Here is a 22,084-nt window from a genome sequence, read left to right as displayed (position 1 = left end):
CATTTGTTGAGTTAAAAAGACTTCGCACCATTGAGGACCAAAGGTGTCTACCTCCTTAAAAAGACGGATAGGCGTGTCACATATTCGTTACGCCCGTGTCCTAATGGAGTCTTCCGATTAGACAAAAAAAGAGTGGGAACTATGACAGAACTGAAAACCACTTGCGGCAACACTGCTTCGTCTCTTTGTTTCGGGTGCATGCAATTTGGCGGAACAGCGGACGCTATGCTCAGCCGTGCCATGTTTGACGCATGTCGGTCAGAGGGCGTGAACTTTTTTGATACTGCCCATGCCTATACTCAGGGTAAGTCCGAAGAATTACTGGGCGAATTCGCGCAAGGCGAAAGAGATCAGCTGATCATTGCGAGCAAAGCGGCCTACACCGGCGGAAGCACGCGAGCGACAATCTTGGCGCAATTTGACGAAAGTCGGAGGCGCTTGAAGCTCGAAATGATTGATGTTCTTTACCTGCATCGATGGGATCCCCACACACCTCTCTCAGAGACTTTTGAGGTTCTGGCGAGGCTCCAAGAAACAGGCAAAATTCGATACATTGGCGTTTCAAACTTCGCGGCATGGCAGGTTGTTAAGGCGCAAGCCGTGGCCGAACGCTTGGGCACACGTATCGACATTATCCAACCGATGTATTCACTTGTGAAACGGCAGGCCGAGGTGGAACTGTTGCCTATGGCCCAGTCTGAGGGACTTGCTGTGGCGCCCTATTCGCCGCTCGGGAGCGGATTATTGACGGGCAAGTATTCTGTCGGCGGGACAGGACGTTTGTCGTCGGATACCCGCTATGCCGCGCGTTATGGGCAGGATTGGATGCAACAGACAGCGAATGCGCTATCCGAACTGGCCGCTGAGATGAATGTTCCTGCGGCGACTTTGGCGGTGGCTTGGGCGCAGGGGCATGCAGCGGTGACTGCCCCGATTATCAGTGCCCGCAATACAGAGCAACTCAAGCCATCGCTCGCGGCACTAGCGTATCGGCTTAGTGACGCCGATTATGCGCGGATTGAGGCGTTGTCGCCCCGGCCCGCACCAGCGACAGATCGGCTAGAGGAGGCGGCGACCTAAGCCGGCCCCGCCTGCTTGCTTTGCCAATGGTCACCCATGGCCACTATACACGACGTCCCGTTGGCGTAGTTTTGCACAATCAACCACTCGCCATTATGGCGGGTGACCCAAACCTCTAGCATCGTTTCAGGGTCGCGCAGGCCGCGACCTTGTCTGTCGGCATGCATCACGTGGGTAAGAGTTTGGGTCATGCGTTTGCTGTCGTCGCACTTTAGATCAGCCATCTTGGCATGAACGGACGCGGGTAAGGCCCCACAAAATAAAGCTAAAATAGATATACACTTCATCATGCGGTAAGGATACGCGGCTTTCAGGCAAAAGTGTAACAGTTTTATGACGACCTGTGGATAACTTTCCACGCCTTCATGTCAGGTGCTTTCTAGCTGACTGAATTGACTGTCACATTTCCTTTGTATTTTTGTAAAAAATTTGAATCAAAAGCGTCACAAAACTGTTGTTCACGCCACCTAAACGCCTCTCAACGACTGGGGGCGACATGCTGCACATTGAAAAACTCACCAAAAGGTTCGGAGATAAAATTGCCGTAGACGCGGCGAATATCTCTGTTGGCCAACCGACTATGATTGGGATCATCGGGCGCTCTGGCGCGGGTAAATCGACGCTTCTGCGTATGCTGAACCGTCTGAGCGACGCGTCCGAAGGCACCATCCAGTTCGAGGGTGAGGACATCACATCGCTGCGTGGTGCGGCGATGCGGGATTGGCAGTCGCGGTGTGCGATGATCTTTCAACAGTTTAACCTGGTACCGCGCATGGATGTTGTATCCAACGTGCTGCATGGCACCCTGAACAAACGCTCAACGCTCGCGACGATGTTCAATCTGTTTCCGCAGTCCGACATTCACAAGGCGATCGAAATTCTGGATCGTCTTGGCATTGCGGAGCAGGCGCCAAAGCGCGCGGAGGCTTTGTCCGGTGGTCAGCAGCAGCGCGTCGCAATTGCGCGGGCCTTGATGCAGGATCCCAAGATCATCCTCGCTGATGAACCCATCGCAAGCCTTGATCCGATGAACGCCCAAGTGGTGATGCAATCCCTGCGCACCATCCACGAGGAAGATGGCCGTATGGTCATCGCCAACCTGCACACGTTGGACACCGCGCGCCGCTATTGCGACCGCGTGATCGGTATGCGCGATGGACGCATTGTTTTTGACGGCACGCCCGAGCAACTGACCACGGGTGTCGCCCGCGACATCTATGGCGCTGGCGCGGATTTTTCCGAAGCCGCCACATCCACCGAAATCGAAACACTGGACAGGCAAAAAGTCATCGCCTGAACCAGTCTTGGCTCCGGGAAACCACGGGGCATTCATCGACCCGCCCACAGATCGCCATGAGGCGATGGGGCAATCACTCTGGAGAGAGACCTATGACCAAAACTATCGCACTGGCGCTTGTTGCCACAACGGCCCTCACGACCGGCGCATTCGCGCAAGACATCAGCGAATTCCGCATCGGCATCCTAGGCGGGGAAAACGCCCAAGACCGCATGAATTCTTACCAGTGTCTGGCCGACTACACGACCGAAACACTGGGCGTCGAAACCAAACTGTTCGCCCCCGCTGACTACAACGGCGTGATCCAGGGCCTGCTGGGCGGCACCATCGACATGGCATGGCTTGGCGCATCGGCTTATGCGGCGACCTACCTGCAAGACCCCGAAGCCGTTGATCCCGTTCTGATCAAGGTGAACGTGGACGGCTCCATCGGCTACCACTCCATCGGGTTTGCCCGCGCCGACAGCGGTGTGACATCACTGGACGACATGGAAGACAAAGTGTTCGGCTTTGGCGATCCAAACTCCACCTCCGGCTACCTGATCCCCTCCATCGAGATCCCACAGTACAAAGACGGCGTGACCATGGAGTCCGGTGAGTACTTTGGTGAAGTGAAGTTCACCGGTGGCCACGAGCAGACCATCGTTGCAGTCAACAACGGCGACATTGACGCTGGCGTGACTTGGGCCGATGCTCAGGGCAACTGGGAAGACGGCTACAACTCCGGCGCGCTTCGCAAAGCTGTGGACGCAGGCCTGATCGACATGAACGAGCTGGTGCAAATCTGGAAATCCAACGTGATCCCCGAAGGCCCCATCGTTCTGCGCAAAGCTCTGCCCGCCGATGTGCGGGAAAAAATGACAGCGCTTGTCGACGGTCTGCATGAGCGTGACGAAGAATGCGCCTACGGTGTTGCAGCTGGCGAAACGCTCGGCTTCCAGCCCGTCACACACGACACATACGTGTCCATCGTGGAAGCCCGCAAAGCCAAAATCGGCGGCTAATCCACTTTGTCAATTGACCGGCGGCGCCATTGGGGCCGCCGGTTTTTCTTATCCGGGGACCAGCGATGTTAGACGCGACCTTAGGAGGCTCCACGCCGATAACTGTGGACTCCATTCAATCTAGTTACACCGCCCAAGTGAAGCGCCGCAGGTTATATGGCGGGCTGACGCTGTTGATTTTTGTGCTGTTGATGGTCTCGGGGTTCAACGTCGCCGATGATCGCAATGCAGGCGGGTTCTGGGACGGGTTGCACCAGATCGGTGATTATCCGGCCGATGTTCTGTCTGAGGCGTGGGAAAAGCGGGCCGAGTTGCCCGGGCTGGTGGCCAAATATTTCCCCGCACTTGTCGAGACGATCAATATCGCCGCTGTCTCCACGTTGATCGGGGCGTTGGGTGGGTTGTTTTTGTCGCTACTCGGGACGCGCGGCCTGGCCAAATGGCCGCGGTTGATCCCGCTGTTTCGCCGGATTTCCGACATCATGCGCGCGGTGCCTGAAATCGTGATCGCTTTGATGCTGATCTTTGTGATGGGGGGCGGACCGGTGCCTGCGATGATCGCGATTGCGATCCACACGGCCGGTGCCCTTGGCAAGATGTTCTCTGAGGTGGCCGAAAACGCCGACCTCAAACCTGTCGAAGGCTTGGCCTCAACTGGAGCGACGTGGTCGCAACGGATGCTGTTGGGGGTTCTGCCGCAGGTCGCACCGAACTACGTCAGCTATTCGCTGCTGCGGTTTGAGGTCAACATTCGCGCTTCTGCGATCCTTGGCTTCGTGGGCGCAGGCGGTCTGGGTTATGAGCTGCGCAACGCAATGGCGTGGGGACCGGGCCGTTTTGATGAGGCGGCCGCGATCTTTATCCTGCTGTTCGGCACCATCGTCTTTTTTGATCAAATCTCGAGCCACTACCGCAACCGACTGACCGAAGGCCAAGGCCAATGACCACCGCAGACCTAACCCTTACCAAAGAGCACGCGGCCAACCTGTTTCGCCGCAAGCGTCTGATCGGCTTTAGTATTCCTGCCGTAATCGCGGTTTACTTCATCTATATCTTTTTCGCGTTTGACCTGCCGGGGCTGGCGCAGCGCGCGAGCCTTGAAAAAGCCGTGACACTGTTTTCGGACAGTTGGTCCCATAAGGTGCATGTCACCCGAAACAATCGCACCGGCGAAATCGACTATGCCGTGGAGGGCGAGCGGAAAGGCCGCTATCCCGAAGGCGAACGTCCCGATTGGGTGACCGGTGATGAGATCATCACCATTGATCTAGGTGCGGATCACATTGTGCGTTACCTGCCGAACAACCGGACCGAGGTCGAAATCCCGGGCTTTCCGATGATCGAGGTGCAGGCCGAGGGCCGCAGCCTGACGACGAACCTGCCTGCGGATTTGCCCGATTGGATCTCAGCCTCCAAGCGGCGCATCGGGATCACCACGCCCGAAGGTCGGATCACCCTGACCGGCGCGCGGACCGAAGTGTTCAATTACTTCCCCGGGTGGGAGCTGTTCTGGTTCACCCTCGACAGCCCTTATCACGGCCACGGTGTGACCGAGATATTGTTCGGAGAGCAATTGGATCCAAGCCGCTCGAACGTGGCGGGCGCAGTTACGGACTGGTGGAACAACAAGATGTGGCGCCACAGGGATGTTGCTTGGGCAATTGGTGAAACGATCCTGATGGCGTTTCTGGGCACGATGGGGGCGGCCATGCTGGCGCTGCCGTTGGCCTTTGTCGCGGCAAAGCGGTTTTCGCCGATCATGGTGGTGCGGGCCGCTACCCGCCGGGTGTTTGATTTCGTGCGCGGCGTGGACGCGTTGATCTGGACGGTCGTTTTGGCGCGTGCCTTTGGGCCGGGGCCTTTGACCGGCGCGCTGGCAATCCTGATCACAGACACAGGGACTTTTGGTAAAATCTTCTCTGAGGCGTTGGAAAACGTCGACCAAAAGCAGATTGAGGGCGTGACCTCTACCGGGGCCAAGCCGTTGCAGCGGTACCGTTTTGGCGTGATCCCACAGGTGGTGCCTGTGCTGCTGGCGCAAATCCTCTACTTCCTCGAATCCAACACACGTTCTGCCACGATCATCGGGGCTATCACGGGCGGCGGCATCGGCTTGATGCTGACCCAAGCGATCCAAACCCAAAAGGACTGGGAAGAAGTGGCCTATTACATCGTTCTCGTGATCGCGATGGTGATGTTCATGGATTGGTTCTCGGGCTGGCTGCGGGCCAAGTTGATTGGCCGCAAGGACTGAGTGATGGCCAATATCCTGATCACGGGGGCGAACCGTGGCCTTGGACGGGCGCTGTTTCAGGCGGCTCAGGCCATGGGTCACACCCCCATCGGCACCACGCGGGATGGGCGCGGGGGCACTTGGCGGCTCAACCTTGATGAGCCGACAACCATCGCGCATCAACTGGTCGGTCTGGGGCCAGTGGACATTTTGGTCAACAACGCGGGCGTGATCACCCCAGCCCGGCAATCGCCGCTGGATATGGACTTTGCGGGCTTTGCGCACACCATGACCGTAAACGCGATGGCGCCGCTGGCGGTGGTCCAAGCCGTGCTGCCGCGACTTCGGCAAAGCGCCGCACCGAAAATTCTGTCGGTGTCCTCACAGATGGCATGGATGGGATACCGCAAGGCCGACAGGATCGCCTATCGCGCCTCAAAGGCCGCTTTGAACAAAGTGATGCAGGGGTTGGCCACCGCGCTGGAGCTTGAAAACATCCCCGTGGCCTTGGTCGATCCGGGCTGGGTACGTACCGATATGGGCGGCCCAGACGCGGAGGATGACCCGGACACCGTGGCGCAAGGCCTGCTCGCGATCGCGGACAGACTTACGATCAAAGACACCGGAAAGTTCTTTCGCTTTACCGGTGAAGAAAGGGCATTTTGATTATGGCGCGGCTTTCTGCGGATATTCCTTTTGTGCATCTCGAATGTGAAATCACCGACAGCCATTTCGGTGCTTATGTCGAGATCGGCAAAGGCAGCCGTATCGCGCATTCGACCTTTGGTGACTACAGCTATTGCGACCGCTATGCGGATATCGCCAATGCTCGGATCGGCAAATTTGCCAATATCGCTGCCTTTTCGCGGATCGGTGCCACAGATCATCCTCTGGACACCGCGGCCTGCCACCATTTCCTGTATCGCTCAGACGACTATTGGGATGATGCTACACGCGACCGGGCCTTTTTCGCGCAGCGCAAGTCGCGCATAGCCCACATCGGGCACGATACGTGGATCGGTGCAGGCGCGATGGTCAAGCCGGAGGTGACCTTGGGCCACGGGGCGGTTGTGGCCTCAGGCGCGGTCGTGACCAAAGACGTGGACCCCTACACCATTGTTGCGGGCACCCCCGCCACGCCCCTGCGTCTGCGCCAGCCGCGCGATATCGCGGACCGTTTGATCGCGCTTGGGTGGTGGGATTGGTCCCATGACCGCCTGCGCACAGCGCTTGAGGATTTCCGCAGGCTAGAGGTTGAGGCGTTCCTCGAACGCTATGGCGGCTAGGCCGACCAACGTCACACTGCGGTCCGCCACGCCGGACGATGCCGCGGTAATCCCGCGGCTCGAAGAAGCCTGCATGCGCGACTATGCCGTAGCCCTGTGGGGTGAATGGCGGCCCTCTGCCACGGCCGATAGCCTTGTGGTCGCGGGCCATGAGATGGTGGTGATAACGGGCCAAACCGTCGGTTGCATTGCCGGTGAGCCACGGCCAGAGGCGCTTTTGATCACCAAGCTCTATCTTGCCGAGGAAATTCGCAATCGCTGGATTGGCGCGGGTTTGCTGCGGCAAAAGATTGAACTGGCGGCGTCCATGAACCTGCCCGTTAGGCTGCGCGTGTTGAGTACCAATCCAGATGCACTGCGGTTTTACCTGCGGATGGGTTTCAAAATCCTGATGCGCGACGCCGAGCGGGTTTTTGTCGAATACAAAGCAGGATCAGACACCTAAGAGGCGATTTGATGCCGAACCCCCTACTATTGACCAACAAAAAATGCGCCGGCGGGGGACCACCGGCGCATTTCGTTTGATGGGGGTTCAGATCAGAACTTACCGGGGGACCAGAAGTACGTCTCACCAGAGCTGTCATCTACACCGTCGTTGTCGGTGCTGATCCATGCGGTGCCGTCCTCAAAGATTGCCAAGCCTTCGACCTTGTCCACGACATAGCCGTTCAGGGCCAACAGATCAGGGATCAGGTCGCGCACTTCTTCTTTGGTCACGACAGGCAGCGCGCCGCCCAAGGGGGCAGGGACCATTTGTTCGGCTGGGATGCGATAGACCTTTTTGGTGACCGCCGCGGCCCCGATCTGGTTGTCGCGTTCGACGACATAAATGTAGTCGCCATGTGCCACGATTTCCGACAGGCCGACCCAGCCCGTGTCAGGGGCCGCCTTGGGGTAGTGAACCGCGCCCCATTCCTTTGTCTCAAGGTTATAGGCCACCAGTTTCACGTGATCCTTGGGGTCATCCGCCCATTCGCGCTGCACGGCCATCCACAGGGTGTCCCCAACCTTGGTAATCCCCTCAAAGCCAAAGCGACGCTCAACCGCCATCAACTCGGGTGGCAGACCGATTTCACCCGAGCGGAACTGGATCTCACCGCTGGCGTCCACATGGTAGATCGCATGGGGAATAACGCGGTCCGTACGCCCCTCAGAGGCGATAAAAAAGCCGCCTTCGCCGTCAAGGGTGATCCCCTCCATGTCGATCTGCTGGGCCGCTTGACCGTTTTGACGGGTCACGGGCAGTGCATCCACGATGGTGGCCGGAGTGGTCTTGGTGTCGATCTTAAAGATCGTGGGTTGGAAGCCATAGAAGCTGTCGTTGACGGCCCAAACGATGCCGTCTTGATCCGCAACCATGCCCGAAATCGCACCCCAACCGATCAGCTGGTCGGCACCGGCCGATGTCAGCTGTGGGTAGGCGGGGGCGGCGTCTTGCAACTCATAGATCATCACGTGGCTGCGCACGCCGCCGTCTTCGATCAGATCAACCTCGTTGGCCGTGACAAACAGGTTGCGCGACGGGATCGCGACGGCGCCCTCTGGGCCGACGCCGCTGGGCAGAAGCTGTTCCAGCGTTGGGGCCGCAGGGTCGCTCAGGTCATAGACACCCACGATGGAGGACCGCTCTGCGAGGATAAAGGCCATCGGCGTGTTGCCAAAGACACCGAATTCCATGCCTTCGGGTTCCACACCCTTACTGTCGGAGCGTTTGTCAGGATAATGACCGACCTCAACGATGGAATGTTCAAAGCTGGTGCCGTTTTCATAGACCAGCGTGCCGTCTTGGCTAAAGATTGACCAACCGCGCGTTCCGCCATCCATGTCGCCTTCGTTGGCGATTGCAAAATGCGTGTCGTCGATCCATTGCACAGCGTCCGGTTCGCGCAGGCGACCGGGTTGGCTTTCGTTAAAAATCAACGCGGCCCGTTCGTCGGTGGCGTCGATGTTCTCCAGATCAACCGCACCAGCGGAGAAATGGCTCAGCACGCCGTCTTTGGTGGCGACGACGATGTGGTTGTTTTCTTGCAGGGTGACGACGATCTCGCCCTCTGCGTTGATGTCGACAAACTCAGGCTCTGGGTCCTGCGGGGCAACATCGGCCAACCCGGTCACGTCGATGACGTTCACCGTGTTACAGTCGAGGCTGCCGTTGGCTACGTCCACAGTCACAAGGAAACCGCCGGGCATCTGACCGACGCGGCCATCGCCGAGGTCTTCGTCACGCTCGTTCTCAATGGCGACGGCGATGAACGATCCGTCCGGTGCGGCGGCGGTGGAATCCGGCTGGCCACCCAGATCACAGGCTGCGGTCTCTTGCAGGGTGGTTAGGTCAAACGCCTTTACCATGCCCGAAGGGTTCGTGAAGCTTTCGGAGGTATTCACACCCACGAACGCCGTGTTGCCGATGATGGACACAGCCGTTGGCTCACCCCCTACGGCGATGTTGCCTTTGGGCTGTGGGTTTGCAGGATCGGAGATGTCGATCAGGCCGATCACTTCAAGCGGGCTGTCGGAATAAACCAAGGTCATGCCATCCGCCGTCGCACTGATAATCTCAGCGGAGCTTTCGGCGTTGGTGTCGGCGTTGTTGAGATGGGTTGGAAAGCTGGCGATGCGGTTAAAGGCGTCGGCGTGCGCGACCCCTGCGGACAAGGCCACAACGGATGTCATGACGGCGAATGTACGGATCATTTGAGATTTTCCCCAGTTAGTAACCAGAATACGCGTGCAGCGGTACGGTGACAGTTCGGTGAAGGGCGCAAGACAGTTTTGTAAAACTACGCATCGCTTTCCCCATGATCCGCGGCGCGGGCGCAGAAATATGCCGCCGTCATATAACCTTTGCAAAAATGTTAACTATCCTTCGCATTGCTGCTTCAGAGCAGCGGCGCAGAGCGAGGCTTGGGGCAGCGGTTCAGCGTGAATGCCACAGCCGCCCCACGTCGCCGTTTCTGTCCAACACAATTTTGCCTGACAGGCTCTGTTCAATGGAAGGTTCAGGAATGTCCAAAACCACGCTCATCAGCGTTGCTGCGTCTTTGGCGCTCACGACGGCTGCCACCGCACAAACCGAAATCGAACTCTGGCATGCCATGGGTGGCGCGCTGGGTGAGACCGTCAACCAGATGGTTGAAAACTTCAACGCCTCCCAGGGCGATGTTCAGCTGACCCCCGTGTTCAAGGGCTCGTACGAAGAAACGCTCACCGCTGGTATCGCCGCATTCCGCGCAGGTGAGCAGCCAAACATCATGCAGGTGTTTGATGCCGGTGCTGCCACAGTGATCGGTGCCGAGGGTGCGACGATCCCGGTGCAAACCCTGTTGTCCGAAAACGGCGTTGCCTTTGACATCGAAGACTACATTTCGGGCGTGCGCTATTTTTACGCTGACAGCGATGGCAAGATGATCGGCATGCCGTTCAACTCCTCCTCGCCCATCATGTACTACAATGTTGATGCGTTGGAAGCGGCTGGCGTTTCGGCCCCCAAGACATGGGAAGAGTTCCAAGAAACCACGGCGCCCGCACTGGCAAAAGCAGGCTACATCCCGCTGGCGCAATCGCACCTACCTTGGATCTTTACCGAAAACTTCCACAGCCGTCACAACCTGCCATTCGCCACGAATGACAACGGCTACGATGGTTTGGACACCAAGATCCTCGTGAACAACGACGCAATCAAGGCACACTTCACCGCTTTGTCCGACTGGAAAGAAAACGGTCTGTTCGAATGGTACGGCACCGGTTGGGGCGACAACCAAACACCGTTTGAAGAAGGCAAAGTCGCAATCTGGCTCGGCTCTTCGGGCTCCTTCGGTGGGCTTGCGAAAAAAGACCTCGGTTTTGATTTCTCGGCCACCTTCATGCCCTATTGGGAAGCTGTGACCACAGAGCCCACGCAGACCTTCATCGGTGGTGCAGCCCTGTTCGCCATGTCCGGTCATTCGGCAGAAGAAAACGCAGCAACCGCGAAGTTCTTTGAGTATCTGTCGTCGCCCGAAACACAGGTCTTCTGGCACAAAGAGACTGGCTATGTGCCAATCACTGAGGCCGCCTACGACATGGCCAAGGCGCAGGGCTACTACAATGAGCAGCCCGCAGCCGAGGTTGGTATCCAGCAGCTTTCCCTCGACGCAGGCGACAACACACGCGGCTACCGCATGGGTTTTTACGTGCAAATCCGTGACGTGATGAACCGTGAATACGGCCGTATCCTGACCGGAGAGACGTCGGTTGAGGACGCGTTCCAGAACATCGAGACCGAAGCAAACCAACTGCTTGCACGGTTTGCCAAGACCCAAGGCTAAGGCCTGTCGTCGATAACTCGATTGGGCGGCTGCTTCTAACGGCAGCCGCCCATGTTTTTGCCGGAGGGGATCATGAAACGCGCCGGATTTACCACTGTATCGCTGCCAGTCTTTTTGTTGCTGCCGCAGCTCGTGATCATCGCAGTCTTTTTCTATTGGCCCACGGTCGTGGCCCTGCAGTCTTCGTTCTATTTGCAAGATCCCTTTGGGTTTGGGTCCACCTTCGTGGGCCTCCAGAACTACGCGGATTTATTTACCAGCCGCGAATACCACCGCATCGCGAGCTTCACTGTCGTGTTCTCGGTGCTGGTGACGTTTTTCTCTCTTGCGATCGCATTGTTGTTGGCGGTTAAGGCCGACAAGATCCTGCGCGGCGCCAAGACGTACCGCACCCTGTTGATGTGGGTCTATGCCGTGGCACCGCCTGTTGCGGGCTTTATCGCGGTGATCATGTTCAACCAAAGCTGGGGTCCGCTGACGCAGTTTTTCGGCATGTTTAACTACACCTATCTGGTGGGAGTGAACTTTAACGACACCGCTTTTGCCATGGTGCTGGCGTCAGTGTGGAAACAGGTGCCGGTCAACTTCATTTTCTTTCTCTCGGGCCTGCAATCCATCCCGCGTTCAGTGCGCGAGGCGGCGTTGATCGACAACGCCTCTGCCATGGGGCGGTTCTGGGATGTGACCTTTCCGCTGTTGGCGCCCACTGGTTTTTTCCTGCTGATTATCAACATCACTTATTCGCTCTTTGACACCTTTGGCATCGTCGACACGGTGGTAAAGGGAGAGCCGGGCAACAACCCCATGACGCTGGTCTACAAGGTCTATGTCGATGGGTTCCGCGGCAATGATCTGGGCGGGTCGTCGGCACAATCCGTGATCCTGATGGTGTTGGTGCTGGCGCTCACGATCTTTCAGTTCCGCCTGATCGACCGGCGGATCCACTACACATGAGCCTTTCCAAAATGCGCAAACTCAAACTTTCGATGATCGTGGATCATGGCGTGCTTATTCTGGGCAGCCTGTTCATGATCTTGCCGCTGGTGATGCTGTTGCAGATGACAACCATCCCCGACACCGAAATCATCAAGACAGGCCCCACGCTGAAAATCGGCGATCAGTTCGATGACAACTTGTACAAGGCGATGTTTGAGGCGTCGGGCTTCGCGGGGGAAAACTCCGGGCTGTCGATGCTCAAGAACAGCTTGATCCTCGGGATCGGGTTCGCGGTGGGTAAAATCCTTATCGGCATGTTGGCCGCTTATGCGATTGTTTACTTCCGGCTGCGTTTCGCCACGCTGGCGTTTTGGCTGATTTTTACGACGCTTTTGTTGCCGCTCGAAGTGCGCATTTTGCCCTCCTATGAGGTGGTGCAATGGCTGGGCATGTTGAACACCTATCAGGGCCTCATCATCCCCTTGATCGCCTCCGCGACGGCCACGTTTTTCTTTCGGCAGTTTTTCCGCTCCGTGCCCGAAGAATTGGTTGAGGCCGCCCGGATCGATGGCGCGGGCCCGGTCAAGTTCTTCATCGATATCCTTATGCCCCTAAGCAAAACCATGATCGCGGCGATGTTCATCATCATGTTCGTCTACGGCTGGAACCAATACCTGTGGCCGACGATGATCACGACCGATGAGGACATGTACACCTTGGTGCGCGGCATCAAGCAGATCGTTCAAGTTCTGGAAGGCGCTGTGGTGCCGGAATACGGCCGTTCGAACGTTCTGGCCTTGGTGGCCGTTATTCCCCCCGTTCTGGTGGTGGTCTTCTTCCAAAGTTGGTTCGTCAAGGGCCTCACTGAATCCGACAAGTAGGCAAAAGAAAAATGGCGCAGGTTCAATTTAACAGCATCACAAAAACGTATCCCAACGGGTTTGAGGCTTTGAAGCCGACGAACTTTACGATCAAGGAGGGAGAGTTCGCGGTTCTGGTTGGCCCGTCGGGCTGCGGAAAATCCACACTGCTGCGGATGGTAGCAGGGCTAGAGGATATCACGGCAGGGGATCTGTCGATTGGCACCCGTGTCGTCAACCACGTAGACCCTGCCGATCGTGACATCGCCATGGTGTTCCAGAATTATGCGCTTTACCCCCACATGACCGTGCGCAAAAATATCGGTTATGGCCTCAAAAATCGCGGTACTGCTAAGTCCGAGATTGCGCGCAAGGTGGATGAGGCCGCCGCCATGCTCAACCTGACGCCCTATCTGGAGAGTAAGCCCAGCCAATTGTCCGGGGGGCAGCGGCAGCGCGTGGCGATGGGGCGGGCGATTGTGCGCGATCCGGCCCTGTTTTTGTTCGATGAGCCGCTGTCCAATTTGGACGCCAAATTGCGCAACCAGATGCGGATCGAGATCAAGGCGCTTCAGCGGCGGTTGGGCGTGACGTCAATCTATGTCACCCACGATCAGGTCGAGGCCATGACCATGGCAGACCGCATCATCGTGATGAATGAGGGCCGGGTCGAGCAGATCGGCACTCCGGCGCAGGTCTATCACAACCCGGCCACCACCTTTGTGGCGTCCTTTATGGGCGCGCCACCGATGAACTTGCTGCCTGCGGTCGTGGACGGGGGGCAGGTGATGCTGGAGGGTGTTTCATTCGGTCCCGCGCCCCATCGTGGCAAGGTAATCGCAGGCATTCGGCCTGAGGATTTCAGTCCAGATCCTGAGGGTGATCTGACCATTCACGTGGATTTGGTTGAGGAGTTGGGCGCGCACCGCCTGCTGCACGGGAAGCTGGGCGAAGAGGCGGTTACGGTGCATGTCGCCAACGAAAGCGTCGCGCAGACCGGTCCTCTGCGCGTGGGTGTGAAGCCCGACGCGCTATGTCTATTTGATGCGGTCGAAGGAAACCGGATATGACCCCCAATGTGCCGGAGCTAAAGTTGATTTCAGGCAGTGAGGTGAGCGAGATTGCCACCGCACCGCGCACCCCTGATGCGCATCGCGCGCTGTTGGGGCGGTTTGAGGCGCTGAATGCGGTGCAACTGGGCGGTGCGGCCTCAATGCAGCGGTTGCCTGCGGCCTTTACTGTCCTTGCCTGGAACCTTGAGCGGTGTCTTTTCCCCGAGGATACTGCCGCCCACATGGCCGGTATCGCTCCGCAAATTGTCCTGCTGTCCGAGATGGATCACGGCATGGCGCGGACCAAACAACGCCACACCACCGCCGATGTCGCCCGCTGCCTCGGCATGACCTATGCCTTTGGTGTTGAGTTCTTTGAGATGGACTTGGGCAGTGAGATTGAGCGCGCCTTTTGCGATGATGATTTCAACGCGCGGGGCTGGCACGGCAATGCCATCCTGAGTGCGGTGCCGTTTGAGAAGGCGACGATGATCCGGCTGGATGATCACGGCTATTGGTTCGTGCCCGAATTCGGCGGTGACAGGAACCAACCGCGGGTTGGTGGGCGCAACGCGATTGCCGCTGTCGTGCTCGGTGCGGATGGGCCGATTTGTGTGGTCTCAACGCATCTAGAAAGCAACGCGGGCAGCGCGCATCGTGCGGAGCAGTTTGATCGGCTGATGGATGCGGTGGACGCCTTTGCCCCGGGTCTGCCGGTTATCATTGGCGGCGATCTGAACACCGGAAATCACATGCCCCCGAACTATGATTGGCAAGATGAGGCGCTGTTTCAGCGGGCGGAAAAGCGCGGGTATGAGTGGTCGTTCACGGCGGAGGGCATGACCACGCGCCCCAGCCTGTTGACCCAGCATCCTGATCGCCAGATGAAGCTTGATTGGCTGTGTGGGCGCGACATGACCTGTGTTGCGACCGGGATCTTGCCCTCGCTTGATGCAACGGGCCGCCCCTTGTCGGACCATGACGCGGTTGTCGCGCGGGTGTCGGCGGGTCCTGCTTAACGCGCCCCCTCAAGGGTCAGTGTGACGCGGTCCCCTGCAAACCATGTGCGGCCATATTCGACGGGTATCCCTGTCTCATCCACATTAACGCCGGAGGAGCGTAACAGCGGATCGCCCTCTGTCAGCATCAGGTGCAAGGCCTGGGTCGCCGTTGCGCGCACTGCCGTCAGCCGGGTTGAGGCGCGGGTGTAATCCGCCACGCCTGCCGCGCGCAGGGCCTCTGTGACGCTGCTGGTGGTTTTTAGGGCCTCTGGCATCTGCGTCAGACGGGGCAGGGGAAAGAGGCTTTCAAACACGGCAATCGGTTGGCCATCCGCAAGCGATAGCCCGTGATAGGAACAGACCGGATCGCCCGCAGACAGGTGCAACGCCTCCGCCTCTCCGCGTGTTGCGGCGCGGGTCTCGACCGATAGGATCCGTTTGTCGGGACGTCGCCCAGCGGCAATCAGGTTCTCGTGAAACCGAACGCGTTGCCCGATGGGGTAATCCGTTGGCACAGCGGCCACAAAAACGCCTGAACCACGCCGGGTGCGCAACAGTCCTTCTTCCACCAGCATAGAGATCCCGTGGCGCACGGTGTGACGGTTCACGGCAAAGCGCTCCGCGAGGGCTGTCTCGGTCGGGAGTTTATCTCCTGGTCCATATCGTCCCTCCGACAGGTCAACGCGCAGGGCATCGGCGATGGCCTTCCAGATCGGGGTCTTGCCAGATGTGTCACGCAAAATTCACAATTCTCCGCTGTTGCTGCTACGTGGTCGTGATAAGATAAGTATAGTTGTATAGATATGCGGAATGTTGTCGAGATGAAAGATACCGTCGACGAAATCAATCCTCGCAAAGCGTGGATGAGCGTGCTGGCCAAGGCGTCTGAGGGGCGGGTCGCGCAATTGCTGGACGCTGCAATCGCGCGCCCCGAATTCGCGTGGCTGCGCGCACCAGAAATCGGCAGCACGATGGTGCGTGCGCGGGCAGGGGCCACAGGCGCACCGTTCAATTTGGGCGAAGTGACGATCACACGTTGCGCGCTGACGCTCGACACGGGCGAGGTCGGACATGCCTACATCAAGGGCCGCAACAAGGTCGATGCGCAGGCGGCGGCCTTGGTTGATGCGTTGATGCAAACCGACAAGGCAGAGGTCCTGCGCGCCCAAGTGATTGATCCGTTGGAAGCGGAACAAGCGGCAGCCAAAGCCGCACGCGCCGCAAAGGCGGCGGCCACAAAGGTCGACTTTTTCACCATGGTACGGGGCGAAGACTGATGCAGGCAGAGATACTTTCGGGCGGTTTCGCGGACCCGGCCATCCAATCAGCCCACGCCTTTCGCAGCGTGATGGAGGCGATGGCCCGCCCCGGCACGATCCACGATATCGCAGGCGCCACTCCGCCGGCGCCCCTGTCCCCCGCCGCCGGTGCTGTGCTGCTGACCCTATGTGATACGGACACGCCCGTGTATCTGGCGGGCGCATGCGATTGCGACGCCGTGCGCAATTGGTTGGCCTTTCACACGGGCGCGCCCTTTGCGGGCCCTGCTCATTGCATGTTTGCCATCGGTACGTGGGACGCGCTGGCGCCGCTGTCGGCCTACCGCATCGGCACCTCTGAATACCCAGACCGCTCTGCCACGTTGATCGTGGAGCGTACGGATCTGTCTGCCTCTGGCACCCTCCTCAAAGGTCCGGGCATCAAGGGTCGCGCGGCGCTGTCACTGCCCGAGGTCGCCGCGTTTCAGGCGAACGCAACTTTGTTCCCCTTGGGGTTGGATTTCCTTTTCACCAGTGGCGACCGGTTTGCCGCGCTGCCGCGCACGACGGAGGTGATGTAATGTACGTTGCTGTCAAAGGGGGTGAGCGGGCCATTGAAAACGCCCACGCATGGCTGGCCGAAGAACGCCGGGGTGACACGGATATCGCAGAACTCAGCGTTGCTCAGATCCGCGAACAGCTGAGCCTTGCGGTGAACCGGGTGATGGCGGAGGGTTCGCTCTATGATCCGGACCTTGCGGCGCTGGCGATCAAACAGGCGCGTGGCGACCTGATCGAAGCGATCTTTTTAATCCGCGCCTACCGCACGACCTTGCCCCGGTTCGGCGCGTCAGAGCCGGTCGACACGGGCAAAATGACCTGTGATCGCCGCATCTCGGCCACGTTCAAGGACCTGCCTGGTGGGCAAGTTCTGGGGCCGACATTTGACTACACCCACCGTCTGCTGGATTTCAAACTTGCGGCCGATGGTGAGGTGCCCCAGGCGCCCACACGCTCCGGCATCACCGCCGAGGACGTGCCCCATGTGTCAGAATTTTTGAACCGGGAGGGGCTGATTGAGGGCGCGCCGCACGACGACACGCCCCCGCCGGACCTGACGCGTGAGCCGCTGGAGATGCCCGCCGACCGCGCCCTGCGGCTACAAGCACTGACCCGCGCGGATGAGGGCTTCACCCTTGGGCTCGCCTATTCCACACAACGCGGCTACGCGCGAAACCACGCCTTTGTGGGGGAGCTGCGCATTGGGGCCGTGCCGGTCGAGATGGAAATCCCCGAGCTGGGGTTCGCCATTGAGGTGGGGGAGGTCACGGTGACGGAATGTGAGACCGTCAACCAGTTCAAAGGGTCCAAAACCGAGCCGCCGCAATTCACCCGTGGGTATGGATTGGTGTTCGGCCAAACCGAACGCAAGGCGATCTCCATGGCGCTCGTGGACCGGGCGTTGCGTTGGGAAGAGTTGGGCGAAGACTTCGTCGGCGCACCCGCGCAGGACGCCGAATTCGTGCTCTATCACGCGGACAACATCCAAGCGACAGGGTTCTTGGAGCATATCAAACTGCCCCATTACGTCGACTTTCAGTCGGAGTTGGAATTGGTGCGCAAACTGCGCCGTGAGGCCGAAACGGGCCACGTGCAGGAGGCTGCGGAATGAAACATGTCGTTTTTGACATCGGCGCGGTCCTTGTGGATTGGAACCCGATGCTCGCATGGAGCCATGAGATGGGAGAGGCCGAGACGCAGGCCTTTTTAACCCGCATCAACTTCGACAAATTGAACTTTGCCTGTGACGCAGGGGCCTCCTTTCTGGGTGCCGCGGATGCCTTGCCCGATGCCGAGGATGGCAAGCGGCTGGCCCAATACGTTGAGCGGTACGCGCAAACCGTCCCCAACAAAATCACGGGCACATGGGATATCCTCTATGCGTTGAAACAGGCCGGGGTCCGTGTTTTTGCGATCACCAATTGGTCTGCCGAAACATGGCCAGAAGGGTGCAAGGCGCACCCCGAATTGGCCGAGGTGTTTGAAACCACAGTGGTGTCCGGCCAAATCGGCATGGTGAAGCCAAGCGTGGCGATTTACCGGCATTTTTGTTCCGTGGCCGGGGTCGCGGCGGAGGACTGTGTTTTCACCGATGATGGTTTGCACAATTGCATCGGCGCGCAGGCTGCGGGCATGGATGCGATCCGCTTTACCGGCCCCGACGCGCTGGAACGTGGTTTGAAAGCAAGGGGGCTTCTATGACCGATCAGGCATACAACTTCGCCTATCTGGACGAACAGACAAAGCGGATGATTCGCCGCGCGATCCTCAAGGGGCTTGCGATCCCCGGCTATCAGGTGCCCTTTGCGTCGCGCGAAATGCCAATGCCCTATGGCTGGGGCACGGGTGGCGTGCAGGTTTCTGCGGCAGTGCTGACCCCCGATGACACGTTCAAGGTTATCGATCAGGGCGCGGATGACACCACCAATGCGGTGTCCATCCGGACCTTTTTTGAGCGGACAGCCGGGGTTGCGACAACCACCGCCACGGCGGACGCCTCTGTCATTCAGACGCGCCACCGCATCCCCGAGGATCAGCTGAGCGAGGAGCAAATCCTCGTCTATCAGGTGCCCATCCCAGAGCCCCTACGGTTTCTGGAGCCGCGCGAAAGCGAGACGCGCAAGATGCACAGTCTTGAGGAATATGGGCTGATGCACGTGAAGCTCTATGAAGATATCAGCTGCCACGGACATATCGCGACCTCCTATGCCTATCCGGTCAGGGTTGAGGGTCGCTATGTGATGGACCCTTCGCCCATTCCAAAATTCGATAACCCCAAGATGGCCGATATGGCCGCCATCCAACTTTTTGGCGCGGGGCGGGAACAGCGGATCTACGCGCTTCCCCCCTATACGAAAGTGGTGAGTTTGGACTTCGAGGATCATCCTTTTGAGGCGTCCAAGGCCGATCACCCCTGCGGGATGTGCGGGGCTGAGGATAGCTATCTGGATGAGTTGATTGTCGATGACACGGGCGGGCGGATGTTCGTTTGCTCCGATACGGATTATTGCGAGGCACGTCAGGCGGCGGGCCACAAAGGAAAGGACGCAGCATGACACCTTTGCTGTCAGTCAAAGGCATCACCAAACGCTACGGCGCGCATATCGGCTGTGCGGATGTGTCGTTCGACCTGTACCCCGGTGAAGTAATGGGGATCGTGGGCGAAAGTGGGTCCGGCAAATCCACCTTGCTGAACTGTATGGCCGGGCACCTGGTGCCCGACGCGGGACAGGTCGTGTTCGACACGCGTGTGGCTGGTCCAACGGACACCGTCACCATGTCAGAGCCCGAACGCCGCATGCTCAGCCGGACGGATTGGGCCTTTGTCCATCAACACGCGCGGGACGGTCTGCGCATGGGGGTGAGTGCCGGCGGCAATGTGGGAGAGCGGCTTATGGCCGTGGGAGAGCGTCATTACGGCGATATCCGCGGCAAGGCGGCCGATTGGCTTGAGCGGGTTGAGATTGACGCTGGGCGCATCGATGACCGCCCCACGACGTTTTCGGGCGGGATGCAGCAGCGGCTCCAGATCGCGCGCAATCTCGTTACCGGCCCTCGATTGGTGTTTATGGATGAGCCGACGGGCGGTTTGGACGTCTCGGTCCAGGCGCGGCTGTTGGACTTGGTGCGCGGTTTGGTGCGCGACATGGGGCTGTCGGCGATCATCGTGACCCATGATCTTGCGGTGGTGCGATTGTTGGCAGATCGCCTGATGGTTATGAAATCGGGCCACGTGATTGAGGCGGGCCTGACGGACCAAGTTCTAGATGACCCGCAGCACGCCTATAGCCAACTCCTCGTCAGCTCCGTTTTGCAGGTTTGAGCCATGATTGACCTTAAGAATGTTTCCAAGACCTTTACACTGCACAACCAAGGCAGCGCCGTGATTGAGGTGTTGAACAACGTCTCCTTCAGCGTGGCTGCGGGGGAATGTGTCGCCCTGACCGGCAATTCGGGCGCGGGAAAATCCACCCTGATGCGTATGATTTACGGCAATTATCTGACCCAAGCGGGCGAGATCCGGATTGGCGGCGTTGATCTGGTACAGGCGGAGCCGCGTGACGTGATTGCCCTGCGCCGTGAGGTGTTGGGCTATGTCAGCCAGTTTTTGCGCGTGGTCCCGCGCGTCTCGACGCTGGATGTGGTGGCTGAGCCGCTGCGCGTGGTGGGCGAGTCGGCGCAGGATGCGCAGGCGCGGGCCGAGACGTTGCTGGAGCAACTCAACATCCCCCAGCGGCTGTGGAGCCTCTCGCCCACGACGTTTTCCGGCGGGGAACAGCAGCGCGTCAACATAGCGCGCGGTTTTGCCCATACCTATCCCGCGATGCTGTTGGATGAACCCACGGCCAGCTTGGATGCCACCAACCGTGAGGTCGTGCTGTCACTGATTGAAGAGGCCAAGGCGCGCGGTGCGGCAATCATCGGGATTTTCCACGATGAGGCCGCGCGCGCCCGCGTCTGCGACCGAGAGATCGATGTGCGCACATTCACGCCGGGGATGGTTGCATGACACAGGGACGTCTCATTGCGGTTGTTGGCCCCTCTGGCGTCGGCAAGGACAGCGTTATGCTTGGCATCCATGAAAGCCGCCCGCGCACCCATTTGGTGCGCCGAGTTATTACGCGCGCACCCGACTTGGGCGGGGAAGATTTTGACGCGGTTTCCGAGGCTGAGTTTGAGGCCATGAAAGAAAACGGCGCGTTTACGATCAGTTGGGGCGCACATGGGCTGTTCTACGGTGTGCCCGTGATCGTGAAATATCACCTCAAGCGAGGCAAGGACTGTCTCGTGAACTTCTCACGCAAAGCCTTGCCTGAAGCGGCTGAGTTGTTCCCCAATATGGTGGTGCTGAACATCACCGCGCTGCCTGAAACTTTGGCCCAGAGGCTCACCGCCCGTGGCCGTGAGACGCCAGAGCAGATTGCGGGCCGCTTGGCGCAGGCGGCAAGACCATTGCCCATGGGGCTTGAGGTCATTCACGTATCAAACGACGGCGCGCTGTCGGACACGGTGACATGTGCTGTCACGGCTCTTCAACCGGTGAGTGTGTAGCGTTGGATCACCTCAAAACGTCCGTCTGCCCGTTCTCCACACAGGGCGATTTGATCAATTGTAAAGGGCTGGGGCAGGTGGGGCAGGTGGCTTTTGATGGTGTCCTGCCACGCAGGCACGTCGTCTGCGGGCAATTGCCCCGTCAGCGTCAGGTGAAAGCGGAATTCCTCCATCACGTATGGATAACCCCACTGGATGAGCAGCGCATCTTGGCGCGCGCTCAGGCCCGATTTGCGGCGGCGTTCCAGTTCGGCCACCGTCGCCGGGGCGCGAAACGGGTCAAGATCAATCACACAACGCTCGGCCAAGTGTCGCAGCGCCGCCATCGCGCCATAGGGCGTCAGTGCCAGAAACCGACCCAGCGCGTTCAACTCCAGCCCCTCGCAGGTCGTGGGGTGCAGACGGTCCGCCAGAACAGAGGCCGCAGCCATCAGGCCCGCTTGGTCCCGCCCCTCAGCCAGCCGAAAGGGGGGCTTCAGCGTTCCATGAAACCCATATTTGCGCGGTGTCATAGTGATGTCATGCAAACCGGGCACATCACGCAAACGGGTCTCAGCGCCCTGCACACAATCCCATCCCAGCCACGTGGCACCGAAGTCTGCCAATTGGCCCTCGGGTGGCACATAATAAATCGCAAATCGAGTGTATGACATGAAC

At 58.9% G+C, this 22,084-nt stretch carries 25 protein-coding genes; 21 read left to right on the top strand and 4 right to left on the bottom strand.

All coding sequences use genetic code 11. The features are described 5' to 3' along the window. Window positions 1-141: 141 nt before the first annotated feature. A complete protein-coding gene (locus tag THS5294_RS11050) occupies window positions 142-1,080 on the top strand; it encodes an aldo/keto reductase (RefSeq protein WP_058123812.1) in 939 nt (312 codons plus the stop codon). On the opposite strand, the gene THS5294_RS11045 is transcribed toward THS5294_RS11050, so the two are convergent. Further along, the gene (locus THS5294_RS11045; RefSeq protein ID WP_139278624.1) at window positions 1,077-1,271 is read right to left on the bottom strand and encodes a hypothetical protein; all 195 of its coding nucleotides are present in this window, start codon (window positions 1,269-1,271) and stop codon (window positions 1,077-1,079) included. The two genes, THS5294_RS11050 and THS5294_RS11045, sit on opposite strands and share 4 nt — an antisense overlap. A 305-nt stretch (window positions 1,272-1,576) precedes the next feature. Between THS5294_RS11045 and phnC the strand changes: the two genes are divergently transcribed. The 7 genes from phnC to THS5294_RS11010 all read left to right on the top strand — a co-directional run bounded on the left by phnC (window position 1,577) and on the right by THS5294_RS11010 (window position 7,345). Then, a complete protein-coding gene (gene phnC / locus THS5294_RS11040; RefSeq protein WP_058123810.1) occupies window positions 1,577-2,377 on the top strand; it encodes a phosphonate ABC transporter ATP-binding protein in 801 nt (266 codons plus the stop codon). Window positions 2,378-2,469: 92 nt separating this feature from the next. Next, window positions 2,470-3,381 (top strand): phosphonate ABC transporter substrate-binding protein, encoded by a 912-nt coding sequence (gene phnD, locus THS5294_RS11035; RefSeq protein ID WP_058123809.1) that lies wholly within the window; start codon window positions 2,470-2,472, stop codon window positions 3,379-3,381. Window positions 3,382-3,446: 65 nt separating this feature from the next. Next, window positions 3,447-4,325 (top strand): phosphonate ABC transporter, permease protein PhnE, encoded by an 879-nt coding sequence (gene phnE, locus THS5294_RS11030; protein ID WP_058123808.1) that lies wholly within the window; start codon window positions 3,447-3,449, stop codon window positions 4,323-4,325. Then, complete coding sequence (phnE, locus tag THS5294_RS11025; protein WP_058123807.1) at window positions 4,322-5,635, top strand: phosphonate ABC transporter, permease protein PhnE; 1,314 nt, start codon at window positions 4,322-4,324, stop codon at window positions 5,633-5,635. Before phnE (THS5294_RS11030) ends, phnE (THS5294_RS11025) begins: the two co-directional genes overlap by 4 nt. A 3-nt stretch (window positions 5,636-5,638) precedes the next feature. Further along, the gene (locus THS5294_RS11020; RefSeq protein ID WP_058123806.1) at window positions 5,639-6,280 is read left to right on the top strand and encodes an SDR family NAD(P)-dependent oxidoreductase; all 642 of its coding nucleotides are present in this window, start codon (window positions 5,639-5,641) and stop codon (window positions 6,278-6,280) included. Between the two features lie 2 nt (window positions 6,281-6,282). Beyond that, entirely contained in the window at window positions 6,283-6,900 is a 618-nt protein-coding gene (locus tag THS5294_RS11015) for an LbetaH domain-containing protein (RefSeq protein ID WP_058123805.1), read from the top strand. Next, window positions 6,890-7,345 carry a GNAT family N-acetyltransferase gene (locus THS5294_RS11010; protein WP_058123804.1) on the top strand — a complete coding sequence of 152 codons (456 nt, stop codon included), beginning with the start codon at window positions 6,890-6,892 and terminating at the stop codon, window positions 7,343-7,345. The genes THS5294_RS11015 and THS5294_RS11010 overlap by 11 nt, the downstream gene beginning before the upstream one ends. A 92-nt stretch (window positions 7,346-7,437) precedes the next feature. Here THS5294_RS11010 and THS5294_RS11005 read toward each other — a convergent pair whose 3' ends face one another. Then, the gene (locus THS5294_RS11005) at window positions 7,438-9,594 is read right to left on the bottom strand and encodes an esterase-like activity of phytase family protein (protein WP_058123803.1); all 2,157 of its coding nucleotides are present in this window, start codon (window positions 9,592-9,594) and stop codon (window positions 7,438-7,440) included. A 311-nt stretch (window positions 9,595-9,905) separates the two neighbouring features. On the opposite strand from THS5294_RS11005, the gene THS5294_RS11000 reads away from it, so the two are divergent. From THS5294_RS11000 to THS5294_RS10980, 5 genes are all read left to right on the top strand, one after another. Next, on the top strand, window positions 9,906-11,207 hold the full coding sequence (locus THS5294_RS11000) for an extracellular solute-binding protein (protein WP_058124177.1): 1,302 nt from the start codon (window positions 9,906-9,908) through the stop codon (window positions 11,205-11,207). A 72-nt stretch (window positions 11,208-11,279) separates the two neighbouring features. Next, window positions 11,280-12,161 carry an ABC transporter permease subunit gene (locus THS5294_RS10995; RefSeq protein WP_058124176.1) on the top strand — a complete coding sequence of 294 codons (882 nt, stop codon included), beginning with the start codon at window positions 11,280-11,282 and terminating at the stop codon, window positions 12,159-12,161. After that, window positions 12,158-13,024: an ABC transporter permease subunit gene (locus THS5294_RS10990; protein WP_058123802.1), complete on the top strand. Its 867-nt coding sequence runs from the start codon at window positions 12,158-12,160 to the stop codon at window positions 13,022-13,024. The genes THS5294_RS10995 and THS5294_RS10990 overlap by 4 nt, the downstream gene beginning before the upstream one ends. 11 nt (window positions 13,025-13,035) lie before the next feature. After that, complete coding sequence (locus THS5294_RS10985) at window positions 13,036-14,073, top strand: ABC transporter ATP-binding protein (protein WP_058123801.1); 1,038 nt, start codon at window positions 13,036-13,038, stop codon at window positions 14,071-14,073. Further along, window positions 14,070-15,074 carry an endonuclease/exonuclease/phosphatase family protein gene (locus THS5294_RS10980; RefSeq protein WP_058123800.1) on the top strand — a complete coding sequence of 335 codons (1,005 nt, stop codon included), beginning with the start codon at window positions 14,070-14,072 and terminating at the stop codon, window positions 15,072-15,074. The genes THS5294_RS10985 and THS5294_RS10980 overlap by 4 nt, the downstream gene beginning before the upstream one ends. Here THS5294_RS10980 and phnF read toward each other — a convergent pair. Next, the gene (gene phnF / locus THS5294_RS10975; RefSeq protein WP_058123799.1) at window positions 15,071-15,796 is read right to left on the bottom strand and encodes a phosphonate metabolism transcriptional regulator PhnF; all 726 of its coding nucleotides are present in this window, start codon (window positions 15,794-15,796) and stop codon (window positions 15,071-15,073) included. The two genes, THS5294_RS10980 and phnF, sit on opposite strands and share 4 nt — an antisense overlap. Before the next feature lie 81 nt (window positions 15,797-15,877). Here phnF and phnG point away from each other — a divergent pair, with 81 nt between their 5' ends. Genes phnG through phnN form a run of 8 tightly spaced genes read left to right on the top strand, consistent with a single transcriptional unit; the run spans window position 15,878 to window position 21,427 of the window. Next, complete coding sequence (phnG, locus tag THS5294_RS10970) at window positions 15,878-16,333, top strand: phosphonate C-P lyase system protein PhnG (RefSeq protein ID WP_058123798.1); 456 nt, start codon at window positions 15,878-15,880, stop codon at window positions 16,331-16,333. After that, on the top strand, window positions 16,333-16,896 hold the full coding sequence (phnH, locus tag THS5294_RS10965; RefSeq protein ID WP_058123797.1) for a phosphonate C-P lyase system protein PhnH: 564 nt from the start codon (window positions 16,333-16,335) through the stop codon (window positions 16,894-16,896). The genes phnG and phnH overlap by 1 nt, the downstream gene beginning before the upstream one ends. Beyond that, on the top strand, window positions 16,896-17,987 hold the full coding sequence (locus THS5294_RS10960; protein WP_058123796.1) for a carbon-phosphorus lyase complex subunit: 1,092 nt from the start codon (window positions 16,896-16,898) through the stop codon (window positions 17,985-17,987). The genes phnH and THS5294_RS10960 overlap by 1 nt, the downstream gene beginning before the upstream one ends. Beyond that, on the top strand, window positions 17,984-18,577 hold the full coding sequence (locus THS5294_RS10955; RefSeq protein WP_058123795.1) for an HAD family hydrolase: 594 nt from the start codon (window positions 17,984-17,986) through the stop codon (window positions 18,575-18,577). Before THS5294_RS10960 ends, THS5294_RS10955 begins: the two co-directional genes overlap by 4 nt. Continuing rightward, window positions 18,574-19,431 (top strand): alpha-D-ribose 1-methylphosphonate 5-phosphate C-P-lyase PhnJ, encoded by an 858-nt coding sequence (locus THS5294_RS10950; RefSeq protein WP_058123794.1) that lies wholly within the window; start codon window positions 18,574-18,576, stop codon window positions 19,429-19,431. The genes THS5294_RS10955 and THS5294_RS10950 overlap by 4 nt, the downstream gene beginning before the upstream one ends. Further along, complete coding sequence (gene phnK, locus THS5294_RS10945) at window positions 19,428-20,198, top strand: phosphonate C-P lyase system protein PhnK (RefSeq protein WP_058123793.1); 771 nt, start codon at window positions 19,428-19,430, stop codon at window positions 20,196-20,198. Before THS5294_RS10950 ends, phnK begins: the two co-directional genes overlap by 4 nt. 3 nt (window positions 20,199-20,201) lie before the next feature. Further along, entirely contained in the window at window positions 20,202-20,885 is a 684-nt protein-coding gene (gene phnL, locus THS5294_RS10940; RefSeq protein ID WP_058123792.1) for a phosphonate C-P lyase system protein PhnL, read from the top strand. After that, complete coding sequence (phnN, locus tag THS5294_RS10935; RefSeq protein ID WP_058123791.1) at window positions 20,882-21,427, top strand: phosphonate metabolism protein/1,5-bisphosphokinase (PRPP-forming) PhnN; 546 nt, start codon at window positions 20,882-20,884, stop codon at window positions 21,425-21,427. Before phnL ends, phnN begins: the two co-directional genes overlap by 4 nt. On the opposite strand, the gene THS5294_RS10930 is transcribed toward phnN, so the two are convergent. After that, window positions 21,409-22,080 carry a DUF1045 domain-containing protein gene (locus tag THS5294_RS10930; RefSeq protein WP_058123790.1) on the bottom strand — a complete coding sequence of 224 codons (672 nt, stop codon included), beginning with the start codon at window positions 22,078-22,080 and terminating at the stop codon, window positions 21,409-21,411. The two genes, phnN and THS5294_RS10930, sit on opposite strands and share 19 nt — an antisense overlap. Window positions 22,081-22,084 lie beyond the last annotated feature (4 nt).

This window comes from Thalassobacter stenotrophicus, assembly GCF_001458315.1.
Classification (GTDB): domain Bacteria; phylum Pseudomonadota; class Alphaproteobacteria; order Rhodobacterales; family Rhodobacteraceae; genus Thalassobacter; species Thalassobacter stenotrophicus.
Note: the sequence above shows the minus strand (reverse complement) of the source record. Positions and strands in the feature narration are given on the sequence as shown.

Coding starts and splice junctions, on each gene's coding strand:
- phnL (WP_058123792.1), top strand. CDS start 20,202: ATGATTGACCTTAAGAATGTTTCCAAGACCTTTACACTGCACAACCAA.
- phnE (WP_058123808.1), top strand. CDS start 3,447: ATGTTAGACGCGACCTTAGGAGGCTCCACGCCGATAACTGTGGACTCC.
- THS5294_RS10950 (WP_058123794.1), top strand. CDS start 18,574: ATGACCGATCAGGCATACAACTTCGCCTATCTGGACGAACAGACAAAG.
- phnH (WP_058123797.1), top strand. CDS start 16,333: ATGCAGGCAGAGATACTTTCGGGCGGTTTCGCGGACCCGGCCATCCAA.
- THS5294_RS11020 (WP_058123806.1), top strand. CDS start 5,639: ATGGCCAATATCCTGATCACGGGGGCGAACCGTGGCCTTGGACGGGCG.
- phnK (WP_058123793.1), top strand. CDS start 19,428: ATGACACCTTTGCTGTCAGTCAAAGGCATCACCAAACGCTACGGCGCG.
- phnG (WP_058123798.1), top strand. CDS start 15,878: ATGAAAGATACCGTCGACGAAATCAATCCTCGCAAAGCGTGGATGAGC.
- THS5294_RS10930 (WP_058123790.1), bottom strand. CDS start 22,080: ATGTCATACACTCGATTTGCGATTTATTATGTGCCACCCGAGGGCCAA.
- THS5294_RS10960 (WP_058123796.1), top strand. CDS start 16,896: ATGTACGTTGCTGTCAAAGGGGGTGAGCGGGCCATTGAAAACGCCCAC.
- THS5294_RS10980 (WP_058123800.1), top strand. CDS start 14,070: ATGACCCCCAATGTGCCGGAGCTAAAGTTGATTTCAGGCAGTGAGGTG.
- THS5294_RS11010 (WP_058123804.1), top strand. CDS start 6,890: ATGGCGGCTAGGCCGACCAACGTCACACTGCGGTCCGCCACGCCGGAC.
- THS5294_RS11000 (WP_058124177.1), top strand. CDS start 9,906: ATGTCCAAAACCACGCTCATCAGCGTTGCTGCGTCTTTGGCGCTCACG.
- THS5294_RS10990 (WP_058123802.1), top strand. CDS start 12,158: ATGAGCCTTTCCAAAATGCGCAAACTCAAACTTTCGATGATCGTGGAT.
- phnD (WP_058123809.1), top strand. CDS start 2,470: ATGACCAAAACTATCGCACTGGCGCTTGTTGCCACAACGGCCCTCACG.
- THS5294_RS10995 (WP_058124176.1), top strand. CDS start 11,280: ATGAAACGCGCCGGATTTACCACTGTATCGCTGCCAGTCTTTTTGTTG.
- THS5294_RS11015 (WP_058123805.1), top strand. CDS start 6,283: ATGGCGCGGCTTTCTGCGGATATTCCTTTTGTGCATCTCGAATGTGAA.
- THS5294_RS11045 (WP_139278624.1), bottom strand. CDS start 1,271: ATGACCCAAACTCTTACCCACGTGATGCATGCCGACAGACAAGGTCGC.
- phnC (WP_058123810.1), top strand. CDS start 1,577: ATGCTGCACATTGAAAAACTCACCAAAAGGTTCGGAGATAAAATTGCC.
- THS5294_RS11005 (WP_058123803.1), bottom strand. CDS start 9,594: ATGATCCGTACATTCGCCGTCATGACATCCGTTGTGGCCTTGTCCGCA.
- THS5294_RS11050 (WP_058123812.1), top strand. CDS start 142: ATGACAGAACTGAAAACCACTTGCGGCAACACTGCTTCGTCTCTTTGT.
- phnE (WP_058123807.1), top strand. CDS start 4,322: ATGACCACCGCAGACCTAACCCTTACCAAAGAGCACGCGGCCAACCTG.
- phnN (WP_058123791.1), top strand. CDS start 20,882: ATGACACAGGGACGTCTCATTGCGGTTGTTGGCCCCTCTGGCGTCGGC.
- THS5294_RS10955 (WP_058123795.1), top strand. CDS start 17,984: ATGAAACATGTCGTTTTTGACATCGGCGCGGTCCTTGTGGATTGGAAC.
- THS5294_RS10985 (WP_058123801.1), top strand. CDS start 13,036: ATGGCGCAGGTTCAATTTAACAGCATCACAAAAACGTATCCCAACGGG.